Below are 15,521 nucleotides of genomic sequence, written 5' to 3' on the forward strand. Positions count from 1 at the left end.
GCTTGCAAAGGAACATTAATTCAACTAATCTAAAGATAATTAATAGTTGGAGGTATCATGATGAAAAAGCATTGGTGGCAAGAAGCAGTTGTCTATCAAGTCTACCCCCGGAGTTTCCAAGATACGAATCATGATGGGATTGGCGACTTGCAAGGCGTAATTCAACATTTAGATTATATTAAAACGTTAGGTGCTGACGTAATTTGGCTTAACCCAATTTATCAATCACCTAATGATGATAACGGATATGATATTTCAGATTATCAAAAGATCATGAAAGATTTTGGAACAATGGCTGACTTTGAAGAATTATTAGCCAAAGCTCATCATCGTGGCCTCAAAATTATGATGGATTTAGTTGTTAACCATACATCTGATGAACATCGTTGGTTTGCTGAGAGTCGTTCTAGTCGTGATAACAAATATCGTGATTATTACATTTGGCATGATCCAGTTGATGGACATGAGCCTAACGATTGGCAATCATCTTTCAGCGGTTCTGCTTGGCAACTTGATGAAAAAACTGGCCAATATTATTTACACCTTTTCTCAAAGAAACAGCCAGATTTGAATTGGACTAACGCCGACATGCGGCAATCTATTTATCAAATGATGGCTTGGTGGTTAGATAAGGGTGTGGATGGCTTCCGAATGGATGTCATTAACTTGATTTCTAAACCCCTTGATATTACTAAAGGTGGTGCCGTTGCTAACGGACCGTATGTTCACCAATACCTACAAGAAATGAACAAGTCAGTTTTAAACGATGACCGTTTAATTACCGTTGGTGAAACGCCAGATGTAAAACCATATGATGCCATTAATTATGCTGGTTTTGATCGACATGAATTAAATATGATTTTTCAGTTTGAACATATGGGTGTTGACCAAGATCCTGAACTTGGTAAATGGCGTCCCAAACCTTATAAATTGTCTGAATTGAAACAAATTATGAGTAAGTGGCAAGTAGAGTTACATGGCAAAGCATGGAATTCACTTTATTGGAATAACCATGATCAGCCAAGAGTCGTTTCTCGCTTTGGTAATGATACTACTGAGGAATATCGCGTCCTATCTGCCAAAATGTTGGCTTTAACGCTACACTTCATGCAAGGCACGCCTTATATTTATCAAGGTGAAGAACTAGGCATGACCAATAATTATGACTTCAATTCAATTACTGATTATCGTGATATTGAGGCAATTAATGCTTATCGCGATTTAGTTGAAAATCGTCATGTTTTGTCTAATCAAGAATTTATTGATGCAGCGCATAGGATGTCTCGTGATAATGCCCGGACACCAATGCAATGGGATGATCAAATCAACGCTGGATTTACTAAAGAGGGTGTTGATCCTTGGATTGCAGTTAATTCAAACTACACGACAGTCAATGCAAAAAAAGCTTTAATGAATCCGAACTCAATTTACTATTTCTACCAGAGAATCAATGGCTTGCGTCATCAGTTCCCAGTTATTGTTGATGGTAATTATTCACTGTTATTACCAAACGATGAGCGTCTTTGGGTTTACAAACGCAATGACAATAAGCAAACATTACTGGTAGTCAGCAACTTTACTGATGAAACAGTAACTTGTGATTTGCCAAAGTTAGCAACAATTCATGAAACCCTGATCTCTAATTATGCTGATAATCAAGGTCAAACATTGCGTCCATATGAAGCAAAAGCGTATCTTTATCCAAATCGCCAAGTCGATCAACAACGAACAGTCTTTGATTTTTAATTCGTGATTAAATTTAGACAAACAAAAACCCACCAGCGGGCAACTGGTGGGTTTCTTTTTTATGGGGTTTTGTAGAGGAGGTCTCTACTGGTCATTCTTGTCTTTGGAGGAGTAAGAATGAAATGAAAAAGTTGGGTCATTACTATGGGCTAGCTTCAAAGGAAGGGGTAATCCTTATCAGCTATGAGTACAATATAACGGGTAAATGTGAAGAAATTGTGACGAAAACCTTAAGCAAATCAAAATCAGACTAACGACCGATACGGCGTTACGACTATTGTCATATTAAAATTTCACGGCTTATTGATTCAGAGGATCTAATTAAATCCTATCAAAATATGATGAAATCAATGTTGTCTAAAGATACTAGAGCAACGATTATTATTGACTTGTAATTTTTTGAGAATATGCCATAATCTATTTAGAAATATTTCTAAATAGATTCAAAAAAGTATTTTTGAAGTTCGATTTTTGTTAATATTGGCAGAAGTAAGCAGTAATAAGATATGATGGTGTTAATAGAGGTACAGGGGGAGTGGGGATTAAGATGTTATCTTTACAGCATTTAACTAAGTCGTTTGGCAAGATGAAGGCCGTTGATGATGTCACATTTGATGTGCAACATGGCAAAATTTTGGGATTAATTGGGCAAAATGGTGCCGGTAAAACAACAACTTTTCGAATGATTTTAAACTTTATTGAACCAGATCGGGGCCTGATTACTTGGAACGATCAGCCATTTACGCAAGCTCAATATGATGAATTAGGTTATCTTCCTGAGGAGCGCGGACTTTTTCCTAAGATGACCGTTGAAAACCAAATTGTTTATTTTGCGGAGTTGCGGGGCATGAAACGAGCAGACATTCGGCGCGAAATACCACGTTGGCTAGAACGCTTTGAGGTGAAGGCTAAACCTACAGACAAAATTAAAGATTTATCTAAAGGTAATGCTCAAAAAGTACAGTTAATTGCCACGTTAATTCATCAACCGCAACTGGTTATTTTAGATGAACCATTTAGTGGCCTTGATCCTGTCAACGTCAGTATTTTGCGTGAGGGGATTTTAGAATTAAAGAAACAAGGAGCGGCGATTATTTATTCTGATCATAATATGGACAATGTTGAGCAGGTGAGCGATCAATTAGTCATGTTACGTTCAGGTAAAATGGTATTGCACGGTACCGTTGATGATGTACGGCAAAGCTTTGGTCGGGTGAAATTATACTTAGAATCAGGTTTGTCTGCAGAACAAGTTCGAGCTATTGAGGGCGTTATTGAGGTTAAAGAACAACGTCAACGGCTTGAATTAACTTTAGCCGATGAAACTGTCGGGCAGAAGATTTTCACTTTGGCCACGGCAAATGGTTATATTCCTGAATTTAATCAACAACCACCAACACTTGAAGAGATTTTTAAAATGAAAGCAGGTGCTCCTAATGCATAAATTTAAAACTGTTTTCCGTCAAGTTTATTTAAAAAATTTGCGTAGTGGGGCGTTTATTTGGATGGTCTTAGCGCCAATCGTTATTGCAGCAATTGGCGGATTGATTGGCTTCTTCATTGCTAAAAGTCAAGAAGACGTGACCGTGGCATTAGTTACGCCACAGACTGAGTTGCAACCAGCATTAAATCAGATTAAAGTTGCGGATTTGAAGATTAAAAAATCAATCAAAACCGAGGCGGCAGCCAAAAAAGCACTTAGCCAAGATAAAATTGACGGCTACGCTACAGTAAGAACTGTTAAAAACAATTTACAGGTCAATTATATTTCTCGGACAGACAGTCAAAGTTTGCCTTTTACAGAATTAAACTCACAATTCACGCAACTTAACTTACAATATCAAGCTCAGCGGTTACAAATGAGCTCGGCTCAGTTAGCTACTTTATTGCAACCTGTTCAGACTAAACAAAAGTCGGTTTCTTTTAAGGATGGTAAGCAAGTTGCGCGTAATGATAATCAACGCGCAGTGAATGTCGTTATGGCTACTGCTACGGCTGTGATCATGATGATGTTCATTATGAGTTATGCCGGTATGATTGCCAGTGAGGTGGCTTCTGAAAAAGGAACGCGCATTATGGAAATTATCTTGTCCAGTATTGATGTTAAAACGCAATTTCTTGGTAAGATTTGTGGTATTTTCGCACTGATTTTGACACAATTATTAATTTATGCCGTGTTATTTGTGGGCGGACGTTCTTTTGTTAATCAAATTATTGCAAAACAGTACCCACAAATTAAGGCATTATTGGCGTCTTTACAATTGCCAAGTTTTTGGTCAACGCAAATTTTAATAACCATTGCATTTTTCATTATCGGAATTTTAACCTATACTGTTTTAGCGGCGATGTTAGGATCATTGGTCTCAGCAGTTGAGCAAGTTCAACAAGTGATTACACCGATTAGTCTCTTTGCGGTATTTGCTTATGTCATTGGTTTAATGGCGGCGAACGGTACTGATAATTTCATCGTTAAAGTAACGGCTTATATTCCATTGCTGTCACCAATAGTAATGCCGGTGCGTTTAGCAACTGAAGCTGCAGGCACGAGTGAAGCGTTAATTTCGTTGGCTATTTCAATTGTTGTCATGATTTTACTTTATTTCGTCTCATTGACACTTTATCGTGCTAACGTGTTAGTTTATTCTGATGGTAATGTTTGGCAATCTATGCGGAGTTCATTTAATATTTTAACTAATCGTAAGCGCAAGAATTAGAGGATTTTATTTTGAAACGGCAACCAAATTCAAACACGACTTTAATTATTTATATTGCGATCTTTATTTGGAGTTTAGGCGGCTATTTAGTTGTCAAAGACTATTTAAAAAACGGTGTTCTAAATGGACCAATGGTTTTATTGCTGATACTAGGTATTTTATTGACGACACTAGCAATTTTCCATCCACGTAAAAAATAAAAATAACCCCGGACAATTTTGTCCGGGGTTATTTTTATTGAAACAGTTCTAAATAATCGCCATATCCAGCGGCCTTTAATTCCGAAACGGGAATAAACTTTAGGGCCGCAGAATTAATGCAATATCGTAAACCACCTTGGGCTTGAGGACCGTCAGTAAACACATGACCTAAGTGAGAATTAGCTTGTTTACTTTTGACTTCTGTTCGTTCCATGCCAAAACTGGTATCGCGTAATTCTTTTAATTTAGTGATGGGTTTGGTAAATGAAGGCCAACCACAACCAGCATCATATTTATCTAGCGATGAGAATAATGGCTCGCCGCTAACCACATCAACGTAAATACCGGGCTCATAAAACTCATCATATTGTCCGCTAAACGGTGTTTCTGTCTGTGCCTCTTGCGTGACGGCGCGTTGTAACGGTGTTAGCTTATTTTTTTGTTCTTGAAAGTTAGAATTATTTGCCATTTTTTACCACTCCTTTTGGATTAGTACGAAGAGTATTTCAAAAATAACTAAGAAGCTAAATCGAGATTTTGCTCGTTAAAGGTATTGCCATGTTCTAAGTCGCCGTACTGATAGCCACGTTTAAACCAATTAATTCGCTGTTGACTAGTACCGTGGGTAAAGCTGTCTGGGACGACATAACCTTGATATTCTTTCTGCAGGGTATCGTCGCCAATTGCATTAGCTGCAGTGAGTGCTTCTTCAAGGTCACCTTCCTCTAAGATCGGTTGACCCTGATATGTTCGTCCAGCTAAATATTTAGAGAAACATCCGGCCAAGTAATCAGCTTGTAACTCTAGCCGAACACTATACTGGTTATACTCTGTTGTTGAAACACGATCTCGAATTTTATCAACTTGATCAGAAATGCCTAGTTCATTTTGAACATGGTGACCAACTTCGTGAGCGATAACATAGGCCATTGCGTAATCACCGGTAGCACCGTACTTAGTTGATAATTCATCAGCAAAACTCAAATCTAGGTAAACATTTTGATCTGCAGGACAGTAAAACGGTCCGACTTGAGAGCTGGCTTGACCACAAGCAGAGTTGACACTATTACTAAATAGCACCAACTTAGGGTTTTGATAAGCGGTATTTCTATTTGTGAATTCTTGATTCCAGTAGTCCTCTAAATGAGCAAATACAACTGCTGCAAATTCTTTTTGCTCAGTGTAATCTTTAGTGACGGTATTTGTCGTCTCATAAGCTGTTGGTGCAATATTACCACCTAAAGTATCAGTGACTGTTCCCAGATTGCCACCGGAAACAAAGAAAACTATCAGTGCAATCACTAATGCACCAATTCCTCCACCAGCAGTAGCGACTTTTCCGATAGATTGACCGCTGCTGCCAGAACGATCTTCTACATTTGAACTTTGTCGGTTGCCTCGCCAACGCATTGTCTTCCCCTCCTTTTTATCTCACCTTTAATTTTAAATGATAAGGCAAGCTAGGCCAAAGAATATGAATTAATTATGCTGATAACCGTTATCTAAAAAAAATAATAATCAAAAAATTAGAAAATAGATATTTTTTCTAATCTAAAACCATGAAAATAAATATATTTTTAGAACATGTTATTTAAAAACGTTATTATAACAAGATTTTTCGATAAAACTACAAAAAAATAAAAATAAATAATATAATTTTATTGACATTAAACTCTAATAATTATATTATTTTAACAACTTATAAATTGAACGACTTGGCAGTAGATAACAGGGAGGAATAGTTAAATGAAATGGAAGAAAAAAGGTTTGTTAACAGTTGCTTTGGTTAGCGTTGCACTATTAGCAACGGCTTGTGGCAACGATAATAAAGCATCAAGCAAGACCGGTTCAGCAAATAGCCAGTATAGTTACGTCTATAGTACTGACCCGGATAACTTTGATTATACAGTAACTTCACGAGCTACTAATAGTGGACATTTAGTTAACTTTGTTAATGGTTTATTAGAAAATGATAAATACGGTCGTTTAACTGGGGCAATGGCCAAATCATGGGATGTTAGTGATGATGGTAAGACTTATACTTACCACTTACGTAAGGGAATTAACTGGGTGGATAGTCAAGGCAATGTTTACGATAAAGTGACAGCTCAAGATTTCGTTACTGGTCTGAAACATGCGGTAGCCGCTAAATCTGAGACTTTATATGTGGTTCAGGATAGCATTACCGGGTTAAGTGACTATGTTGCTGGTAAAACTTCAGATTTTTCTAAAGTAGGTGTTAAGGCTCTAGATGATAATACCGTTCAATATACGTTGAACCAACCAGAAAGCTACTGGAATTCTAAATTAACTTATGGGGTGATGTTCCCAGTTAATGCTAAGTTCCTAAAGTCACAGGGTAAGGACTTTGGTAAAGCTTCTGCTGACAGTATTCTTTACAATGGGCCTTATATCTTGGCTAACTTTACATCTAAGTCAGTCATTGAATATAAAGAAAATCCTAATTACTGGGATAAAAAAGATGTTCATATCAAAGATGTTAAGTTGACTTATGATGATGGTAGTAATCCGGATGGTTTGTACAAATCATATATTAAAGGCGACTATTCTCAGGCTCGTGTTTATCCAACATCGGCTGATTACAAGAATGTCTTGAAACAAAGCAAGAATGATATTGTTTGGTCTGATCCGGATGCAACGACATATAACTTTACATTCAATTTGAACCGTCAAAGCTATAATGATACTTCTAAGAAGACAACAAAAGCTAAAGAAGATACAAAGAAAGCGATTTTGAATCGTAATTTCCGTTTAGCTGTTCAATTTGCTTTTGATAAAAAATCTTATAATGCTCAAGCAACAGGTAGTGATGCTGCTGAAAAGTCTTTGCGTAACACAATGACGCCACCAAACTTTGTTCAGATTAATGGACAGCCTTACGGTGATGCTGTTAAAACAGACTTAACTAAATTAGATAGTACTGCCTTTGGTGATATTGATCTCAGCGATGCGCAGGATGGCACTTACAATCCTACTAAAGCTAAGGAATATTTCGCCAAAGCTAAGAAAGAACTAGAAGCAGAGGGTGTATCGTTCCCTATTCATTTAGATTTACCAGCTGAGCAAAAAGCAGCCTTGAATTTAAATAAGGTTAAATCGTTTAAGAGTACAGTTGAGAAGAATTTAGGGACTGACAACTTAGTGATTGATATTCAGCTGTTGTCTGAAGATAAGTATCTTGCAGCAACTTATCAAGCTGCTACGGCTGCTGCTAGTGACTTTGATATTAGTAATGCTTCTGGTTGGAGCCCTGATTATGATGATCCATCTTCATATTTAGATATTTATAATCCTGATACTGGTGCTCAATTAACGACAATTGGTTTGAACTTGGGTAAGGGTAATTCCAGTGATACAGCTGCTAAAGAGGCGCTCGGTATGGACGAATATGTTAAGCTGCTAGACAAAGCAAGCGCAATTACTACAGATACCAACGCTCGTTATCAAGCGTATGCTGAAGCTGAAGCTTGGTTATTAAATAGTGGTATTCAGATTCCGGTTAATTCATTAGGTGGAACACCAAGTGTAACTAGAGTCGTACCATATACAGTAGCTTATGCACAATCCGGACTCTATTCGGGAAGCTCTACTAGCATGGTCTTTAAAGGTGTTAAATTACAAACTAAACCTGTTACAACAGCGCAAAGTAATAAAGCACGCAAAGCGTGGGAAGCAAAACGCGCAGAAATTGCTAAAGAAACTGCAGACAAATAATTAACGCTAGTTAATTATGAGTGAATGATGAAAAGGGATGGGGAATTTCCCCATCCCTTTTTCTATCCTGATGCTCGATTTCTGTACGCTAGTTATCTTGAGATTTTAACCTGATTTTTCTAACCTATTATTTAAAATAACGATTATTATAATTGCTCATTGAGCTCTAATAAAAAAATAACTAACTTGAATATTTAAGGTGATCATTCATCATTTAATCATTAAAAAATGTTCAAATAGTATTTTTTAAGTGAGGATGTTATGCTTTGTTATGATAACGATGATAACGCTTATCGATAACGGCGTTAATTAAATGTATCGTCAAATACTATTGACATCAAACTCTAATAATTGTATTATTTTACCAATTTCTAAAACGATTAAGTATTTCGTTTCTCAAAGGAAATTTGGCAAGTTAGAAGAATAAATATAGGTTGGAGGTATTTTTATATGAAGTGGCAGAAGAAGGGCTTGCTCACTGCAATGTTAGTGGGGATCGCTTTAATGGGAGCAGCTTGTGGTAATAAATCCAGCTCAAGTAGTAGTAATAGTAAGACTAGCGAGTACAATTATGTTTACTCAACAGATCCAGATAATTTTGACTATACTGTAACATCACGGGCAACTAACAGTGATCACTTGGTTAACTTTGTTAATGGTTTGTTAGAAAATGATAAGTATGGTCGTTTAGTTGGGGCCATGGCTAAGTCATGGGATGTTAGTAAGGATGGTAAAACCTATACCTATCATTTACGTAACAACATTAACTGGGTTGATAGTCAAGGCAACCCTTATGCCAAGGTCACGGCTAAAGATTTTGTGACCGGGTTGAAACACGCCGTTGATGCTAAATCTGAAACTTTATATATTGTTCAAAATAGTATTGTTGGTTTGAATGATTACGCGAGTGGTAAAACCAAAGACTTCTCTAAAGTTGGGGTTAAAGCTTTAGATGATAAAACCGTTCAATATACTTTGAATAAACCTGAAAACTATTGGAATTCTAAATTAACCTATGGCGTTATGTACCCTGTTAATGCTAAATTCTTAAAATCACAGGGTAAAAACTTTGGTAATGCTTCAACGAACGGTATTCTTTACAACGGACCATTCATTCTTTCAAACTTCACTTCTAAATCAGTCATTGAGTATAAGAAGAATGCCAATTATTGGGATAAGAAACACGTGTATTTAAACGATATCAAATTAACTTATAACGATGGTAGTAACCCGGATGGCTTGTATAAGTCATACATTAAAGGTGATTTCACACAATCACGTGTTTATCCAACGTCAGCTGATTATAAGAATGTTGTTAAGAACAGTAAGGATAATATCATCTGGGGCGACCAAGATTCTTCAAATTATGGCTTTGTCTTTAACCTAAATCGTCAAAGTTATAACGCAACTTCTAAGAAAACTACAAAAGCTAAAGAAGACGCAAAGAAAGCAATTTTAAATCGTAATTTCCGTTTGGCTATTCGCTTTGGTTTTAATAAAGCTGCCTATAATGCCCAATCAACTGGTAATGATGGTGCTGCTAAATCATTACGTAATGAATTAACACCACCAAGCTTCGTACAAGTTGATGGTAAAGATTATGGTGATGCTGTTGCCAAAGATTTGGCTCAATATGACTCAGCAGCATTTGGTAATGTTAATTTAGCTGATGCGCAAGATGGCACCTACGATCCTGCTAAAGCTAAAGAATATTTTGCTAAGGCTAAAAAGGAATTACAAGCGCAAGGCGTTTCGTTCCCAATTCACTTAGATTTACCTGCTGATCAAAAAGCGGCGTTGACGTTAAATAAAGCTAAGTCATTCAAGAGTACAGTTGAAAAGAACTTAGGCAAAAATAATGTTGTCGTTGATATTCAATTGTTATCTGAAGATAAATATCTAGCAGCAACTTACCAAGCAACAACTGCTGCGGCTAGTGATTACGATATTAGTAATGCTTCAGGTTGGACACCAGATTTTGAAGATCCTTCTTCATATTTGGAAATCTACAATCCTAATTCAGGTTCTAATTTAATGAATTTAGGCTTAGATGTTGGTGCTTCTAAGACTGCCGGTGATGCCGCAGCTAAGAAAGCAATTAATATGTCTGAATATGGTGATTTATTAGCTAAGGCAGATGCGATTACCGATGATACTAATGCTCGTTATGCCGCTTTTGCTAAAGCCGAAGCTTGGTTATTAAATAGTGGTATTCAAATTACAACGAACTCACAAGGTGGTACACCAGTCGTAACAAACGTTGTTCCTTATACAGGTATTTATGCCCAATCTGGTCTGTATTCATCAAGTAATTCTCAACCAGGCATCAGTGCATCTTATAAAGGTGTTAAGTTACAAGCTAAGCCAGTAACAATTACCCAACAAAATAAAGCACATAAAGCTTGGTTAGCTAAGCGTGCAGAAATCGCTAAAGAAGAAGCTTCTAAATAATTAAGCACTATTAAAGATGGAGGGGAGAAGGCTAGCGTTTTACTAGCCTTTTTTCGTAAATATAACAAGGAGGAGACAATTGATATGAAGAAATACTTATTTTTCCGGATAATCCGATCAATTGTCAGTATCTTTTTAGTAACAACGTTGACTTATATCATCATTTATTCGTTAGTGCCAAGACGCGATGTTTTCAAAAATGATGCTATGGTCAGCAAACTAAAATCAGATCCTGATAAGTTGACCGACTACATGGATAATGCTTATAGCAAGATGAACTATATCGAATATTTAGATACAAAATCATTAATTGCAAAAGCCAGCACTAAGGACAAAGAAGTCACTTCTGCACATACGGCTGAAAATAAAAAAGCAATTGATGCCTGGGCTAAGAAAAATGGCTTTAAGGTTCATCGCTATGAAGAGAGTAAGGATTATTACGCCACGCGTGACTTGCCCTTATTGGAGCGATTAGGCCGTTTTTACGGCAATCTAATTGAGATTGATCATCCTTGGGCAGTGAAAGATCCTAAAAATCCTAATTTAAAACGTTACTTACGTTTTGAAAATGATAAATTAGCAGGATTTGCGTTAGTCGGTTCAGGAACGAAGTACAGATATCAAATTTACTTCAATAGTTCCTTCCCCTTTATCCACCAAAATATTATTCATATCAATTTAGGAACCTCTTATCCAACTTATGCTGGATTACCTGTTTCTAGCGTATTAGGCCAACGTCAAGGCCAAGCTGTTTCAAAAGAATATACTTTCTCTAATGGTCAAAAATTAAATAGTTCTGATAATATTTACTCACGCCAATATCAACCTGTTGCTAAGCAAGATGACATGGCCAGAGAACGTTACGGTGATTACTACACTAAGACGAGTCAGAACTATGCGGATCCTTCCATGATTGGTACCTCATTCAAATCAGGAATGATCGCCTTATTGATTACTTATATTATCTCGATTCCGATGGCGATTTTGATGGCACGTTTCAAAGGTCGACTCTTTGATAAAATTGGTACTGGGATTGTCACTGTTTTAATTTCTGTACCAAGTTTGGCCTTCATATATGCTTTCCGTTATGTCGGTAGTGCTGCATTTGGTTTCCCAGATTCATTCCCAACATTAGGGGCAGAAAATATTAATTCTTGGGTATTACCAACCTTCATCTTAGGCTTCTTATCAGTTTCTAGTATGGTGATCTGGTTCAGACGTTATATGATTGATCAACAATCATCGGACTATGTTAAGTTTGCTAAAGCTAAGGGACTTGACGATGGCGAGATTTATCGGAAACATATCCTCAAAAACGCGTCAATTCCAATTGTCCAAGGTATTCCTGGCCAGATCATTGGCTTAATTACTGGGGCAACAATGACTGAAACGATTTTCGCAATGCCTGGTATGGGTAAAATGTTACCTGACTCAATCATTGCTCATAATAACCCGCTAGTAATTTCATTAGTCTTCATTTTCACAACAATTGCAGTCTTCTCTGTGCTATTAGGTGATATTTTGATGACGCTAGTTGATCCACGAATCAAACTTGAGACGGGAGATGATTAACAGTGGCAGACACAACAAATAAATTAAACCATGATGATGATTTCACACTTGTTGAAGTTGATAATCGGATTACCGAAAAGATCGACACACCTAAGTACTCTTACTGGGGGTCTGTCGCTAAACAATTCTTCTCTAATAAAGTCACAATTGCGATGCTGATTTTGGTTATCATTATCTTATTGATGTCGTTTATTCAACCACTATTTAGTGGTTATAACTTAATGGATGTTTCTAAGGTTAATGATTTTGCTGCTCGTTACAATTGGCCTAATGCTACCTACTGGTTTGGTACTGATGCTGATGGTAAGTCGTTATTTGATGCCATTTGGGCAGGTGCACGAACTTCAATCTCTATTGGTGTGATTGCAACTTTAATTACGACTTTTATTGGGGTCGTTGTTGGTGCCGTTTGGGGTAGTTCTAAGAAAATTGATCGATTCATGTTGGAACTTTACAATATTATTTCTAACGTGCCTTTACTGTTAATTATTATTGTTTTGTCTTATACCTTTGGTAATGGTTTTTGGAATTTAATCTTTGCCATGACTGTAACGAGTTGGTTAAGTACGGCTTACTTCATTCGGGTTCAGGTTATGATTATGCGTGATCGCGAATATAATGTGGCTTCACGAACATTGGGTACACCAATGAATCGTTTAATCATTCGTAACATCTTGCCATATTTAACGTCAGTTATTGTGACACAGATTTCTCAACTATTACCTTCGTTCATTGGTTACGAAGTATTCTTATCATTCTTAGGTGTTGGTTTGAGTCCAGACGTTCCTTCTTTAGGTCGTTTGATCTCTCAATATTCGCCTTACATGACAAGTTATTCTTACTTATTCTGGTTACCAGTTTTAGTATTAGCGATGATTACAGTCTCACTGTATATTGTTGGTCAGAACTTAGCTGATGCCTCAGATCCAAGAACTCATATGTAGAAAGGAGAACATTTATGTCTGACGATGCAAAAAGTATTTTAAGCGTGAAAGATTTATCAGTCGGCTTCAAAGTTCGTGGCCGCAAATTAAGGGCCATTCGTAATGTTTCTCTGGAACTACATGACCAAGAAATATTAGCGATTGTTGGTGAGTCTGGTTCAGGTAAGTCGGTTTTAACTAAAACCTTTACCGGGATGTTAGAGTCCAACGGTGGGATTACTCACGGGACAATTGATTATGATGGCAAACGCCTCAGCGATTTAAAGAAAGACAAGGACTGGATTGGGATTCGTGGTAAGGAAATTGCGACTATTTTCCAAGATCCCATGACTAGTCTTGATCCTATCAAAACGATTGGCTCACAAATTTCTGAAGTTATTATCAAACATCAAGGTAAATCCGCTAAAGAAGCCAAAAAACTAGCGATTGATTTAATGGCTCGTACAGGAATTCCTAATGCAGCTGACCGTTATAACGAATATCCATTTGAATATTCTGGTGGTATGCGACAACGGATGGTTATCGCCATTGCCTTGGCTTGTCGGCCTAAGGTTTTGATTTGTGATGAACCAACGACAGCCTTGGATGTTACAATTCAGGCGCAAATTTTAGATTTGATTAAAGAATTACAAAAAGAATATCATTTCACGACGATTTTTATCACGCATGATTTGGGTGTTGTGGCTTCAATTGCCGATCGCATCGCCGTTATGTACTCCGGTCAAATTATCGAATATGGTAAGGCTGATGAGATTTTCTATAATCCGCGCCACCCCTATACATGGAGTTTATTGTCATCATTACCACAGTTAGCAACACGTGGCGGTGAATTATTCTCTATTCCGGGTACGCCACCATCTTTGTATAAAGATATTAAAGGTGATGCTTTTGCACCACGTAATCCTTATGCGATGAAGATTGACTTTGAAGAAGAGCCGCCAATGTTTAAAGTAACAGAGACACATTATGCTAAAACTTGGTTGCTTGATCCAAGAGCACCAAAAGTTGAAAAGCCTAGTTTAATTCAGAATCTACACCAACGTTTCTTGGATATGCAGGCTTCAGATGCTGCTGCAAAACTAGAAATGGGAGGTGGCTCAGATGACGATGAGTAAAGATAAGGACGTATTACTTTCAGCTAAAGATTTGGAAATTTCTTTTGGCTCTGGTAAGAATAAGTTTGTCGCAGTCAAAAATGCCAACTTCGATATTTATCGAGGCGAAACTTTTGCCTTAGTAGGTGAATCAGGTTCTGGGAAGACAACTATTGGTCGTGCCATCATGGGTATTACACCAACTAGTGACGGCGACATTATTTTCAATGGCGAAAAGATCAATAAGCCTAAGCTAAGTAACGAAGAAAAACATAACTTAACGCGAAAAATTCAAATGATTTTCCAGGATCCCCAAGCGTCTTTAAATGAACGGGCCACAATCGATTATATTATTTCGGAAGGTCTTATTAATTTTCATCTGTTCAAAAATGAAAAAGACCGCGTTGATAAAGTGACGCAAATGATTGAGTCGGTTGGGCTATTGCCTGAACATTTATATCGTTATCCGCATGAATTCTCTGGTGGCCAGCGGCAGCGGATTGGGATTGCACGGGCATTAATTATGGAACCAGAATTAATCGTCGCTGATGAACCAATCTCGGCTTTAGATGTGTCAATTCGGGCGCAAGTATTAAACTTGCTGAAGAAATTCCAACGGGAAGACAATTTAACTTATTTGTTTATTGCCCATGATTTATCAGTAGTGCGCTTTATTTCTGATCGCATCGCCGTGATTCACTTAGGACAAATTGTTGAACTGGCAGAAACGGAAGAATTATTCACTAATCCAATTCATCCGTATACTCGAGCACTTCTTTCGGCAGTGCCGGTACCAGATCCTGCCTTAGCTAAGCAAAAGAAATTAACGGTTTATGATATGAGCGTACACCATTATGAGACCGATAAACCGAAATTTGTTGAGATTAGACCAGGACACTTCGTCTGGGCTAATCAACAAGAAGAGGATCTTTATCGCAATCGTTTGGCTAAAGCACATGCTCATTAGCCATTAAAAAAGAGTTGGCCATTATAGGTCAGTTCTTTTTTTATTGTTGAATCTGGGTACTTTCTGAGAAAAAATAAAAATCTTTAATTAAAATGCTT

At 37.3% G+C, this 15,521-nt stretch carries 12 protein-coding genes; 10 read left to right on the plus strand and 2 right to left on the minus strand.

From position 1 onward, the window contains the following. Positions 1-60 precede the first annotated feature (60 nt). From FC84_RS05210 to FC84_RS05225, 4 genes are all read left to right on the plus strand, one after another. Entirely contained in the window at positions 61-1,746 is a 1,686-nt protein-coding gene (locus FC84_RS05210; RefSeq protein ID WP_057756494.1) for a glycoside hydrolase family 13 protein, read from the plus strand. A 547-nt stretch (positions 1,747-2,293) separates the two neighbouring features. Then, positions 2,294-3,190 (plus strand): ABC transporter ATP-binding protein, encoded by an 897-nt coding sequence (locus FC84_RS05215; RefSeq protein ID WP_057756498.1) that lies wholly within the window; start codon positions 2,294-2,296, stop codon positions 3,188-3,190. Next, positions 3,183-4,460, plus strand: coding sequence for an ABC transporter permease (locus FC84_RS05220; protein ID WP_057756501.1), 1,278 nt, complete (start codon positions 3,183-3,185; stop codon positions 4,458-4,460). Before FC84_RS05215 ends, FC84_RS05220 begins: the two co-directional genes overlap by 8 nt. Before the next feature lie 11 nt (positions 4,461-4,471). Then, a complete protein-coding gene (locus FC84_RS05225) occupies positions 4,472-4,660 on the plus strand; it encodes a hypothetical protein (protein ID WP_057756504.1) in 189 nt (62 codons plus the stop codon). Positions 4,661-4,694: 34 nt separating this feature from the next. On the opposite strand, the gene msrB is transcribed toward FC84_RS05225, so the two are convergent. Next, positions 4,695-5,129, minus strand: coding sequence for a peptide-methionine (R)-S-oxide reductase MsrB (gene msrB, locus FC84_RS05230; protein WP_057756507.1), 435 nt, complete (start codon positions 5,127-5,129; stop codon positions 4,695-4,697). Between the two features lie 47 nt (positions 5,130-5,176). Further along, positions 5,177-6,070 carry a KPN_02809 family neutral zinc metallopeptidase gene (gene ypfJ, locus FC84_RS05235; RefSeq protein WP_057756510.1) on the minus strand — a complete coding sequence of 298 codons (894 nt, stop codon included), beginning with the start codon at positions 6,068-6,070 and terminating at the stop codon, positions 5,177-5,179. Positions 6,071-6,406: 336 nt separating this feature from the next. On the opposite strand from ypfJ, the gene FC84_RS05240 reads away from it, so the two are divergent. The 6 genes from FC84_RS05240 (at position 6,407) to FC84_RS05265 (ending at position 15,423) form a co-directional block, all read left to right on the plus strand. After that, positions 6,407-8,395, plus strand: a complete 1,989-nt coding sequence (locus FC84_RS05240; protein WP_057756511.1) for a peptide ABC transporter substrate-binding protein — start codon at positions 6,407-6,409, stop codon at positions 8,393-8,395. Between the two features lie 450 nt (positions 8,396-8,845). Continuing rightward, on the plus strand, positions 8,846-10,846 hold the full coding sequence (locus FC84_RS05245) for a peptide ABC transporter substrate-binding protein (RefSeq protein WP_057756514.1): 2,001 nt from the start codon (positions 8,846-8,848) through the stop codon (positions 10,844-10,846). An 84-nt stretch (positions 10,847-10,930) separates the two neighbouring features. Continuing rightward, positions 10,931-12,418, plus strand: a complete 1,488-nt coding sequence (locus FC84_RS05250) for an ABC transporter permease (RefSeq protein ID WP_057756518.1) — start codon at positions 10,931-10,933, stop codon at positions 12,416-12,418. 2 nt (positions 12,419-12,420) lie between these two features. After that, positions 12,421-13,362, plus strand: a complete 942-nt coding sequence (gene oppC, locus FC84_RS05255) for an oligopeptide ABC transporter permease OppC (RefSeq protein WP_057756522.1) — start codon at positions 12,421-12,423, stop codon at positions 13,360-13,362. Between the two features lie 14 nt (positions 13,363-13,376). Continuing rightward, entirely contained in the window at positions 13,377-14,477 is a 1,101-nt protein-coding gene (locus FC84_RS05260) for an ABC transporter ATP-binding protein (RefSeq protein ID WP_057756525.1), read from the plus strand. Next, entirely contained in the window at positions 14,470-15,423 is a 954-nt protein-coding gene (locus FC84_RS05265) for an ATP-binding cassette domain-containing protein (protein WP_057756678.1), read from the plus strand. Before FC84_RS05260 ends, FC84_RS05265 begins: the two co-directional genes overlap by 8 nt. Positions 15,424-15,521 lie beyond the last annotated feature (98 nt).

This window comes from Lapidilactobacillus dextrinicus DSM 20335, from assembly GCF_001436095.1.
Classification (GTDB): Bacteria; Bacillota; Bacilli; order Lactobacillales; family Lactobacillaceae; genus Lapidilactobacillus; species Lapidilactobacillus dextrinicus.

What these genes read in the sequence shown, in the direction of transcription:
- FC84_RS05220 (WP_057756501.1), top strand. Translation starts at nt 3,183, where the DNA reads ATGCATAAATTTAAAACTGTTTTCCGTCAAGTTTATTTAAAAAATTTG.
- FC84_RS05245 (WP_057756514.1), top strand. Translation starts at nt 8,846, where the DNA reads ATGAAGTGGCAGAAGAAGGGCTTGCTCACTGCAATGTTAGTGGGGATC.
- FC84_RS05210 (WP_057756494.1), top strand. Translation starts at nt 61, where the DNA reads ATGAAAAAGCATTGGTGGCAAGAAGCAGTTGTCTATCAAGTCTACCCC.
- msrB (WP_057756507.1), bottom strand. Translation starts at nt 5,129, where the DNA reads ATGGCAAATAATTCTAACTTTCAAGAACAAAAAAATAAGCTAACACCG.
- FC84_RS05265 (WP_057756678.1), top strand. Translation starts at nt 14,470, where the DNA reads ATGAGTAAAGATAAGGACGTATTACTTTCAGCTAAAGATTTGGAAATT.
- FC84_RS05240 (WP_057756511.1), top strand. Translation starts at nt 6,407, where the DNA reads ATGAAATGGAAGAAAAAAGGTTTGTTAACAGTTGCTTTGGTTAGCGTT.
- FC84_RS05260 (WP_057756525.1), top strand. Translation starts at nt 13,377, where the DNA reads ATGTCTGACGATGCAAAAAGTATTTTAAGCGTGAAAGATTTATCAGTC.
- ypfJ (WP_057756510.1), bottom strand. Translation starts at nt 6,070, where the DNA reads ATGCGTTGGCGAGGCAACCGACAAAGTTCAAATGTAGAAGATCGTTCT.
- FC84_RS05215 (WP_057756498.1), top strand. Translation starts at nt 2,294, where the DNA reads ATGTTATCTTTACAGCATTTAACTAAGTCGTTTGGCAAGATGAAGGCC.
- FC84_RS05250 (WP_057756518.1), top strand. Translation starts at nt 10,931, where the DNA reads ATGAAGAAATACTTATTTTTCCGGATAATCCGATCAATTGTCAGTATC.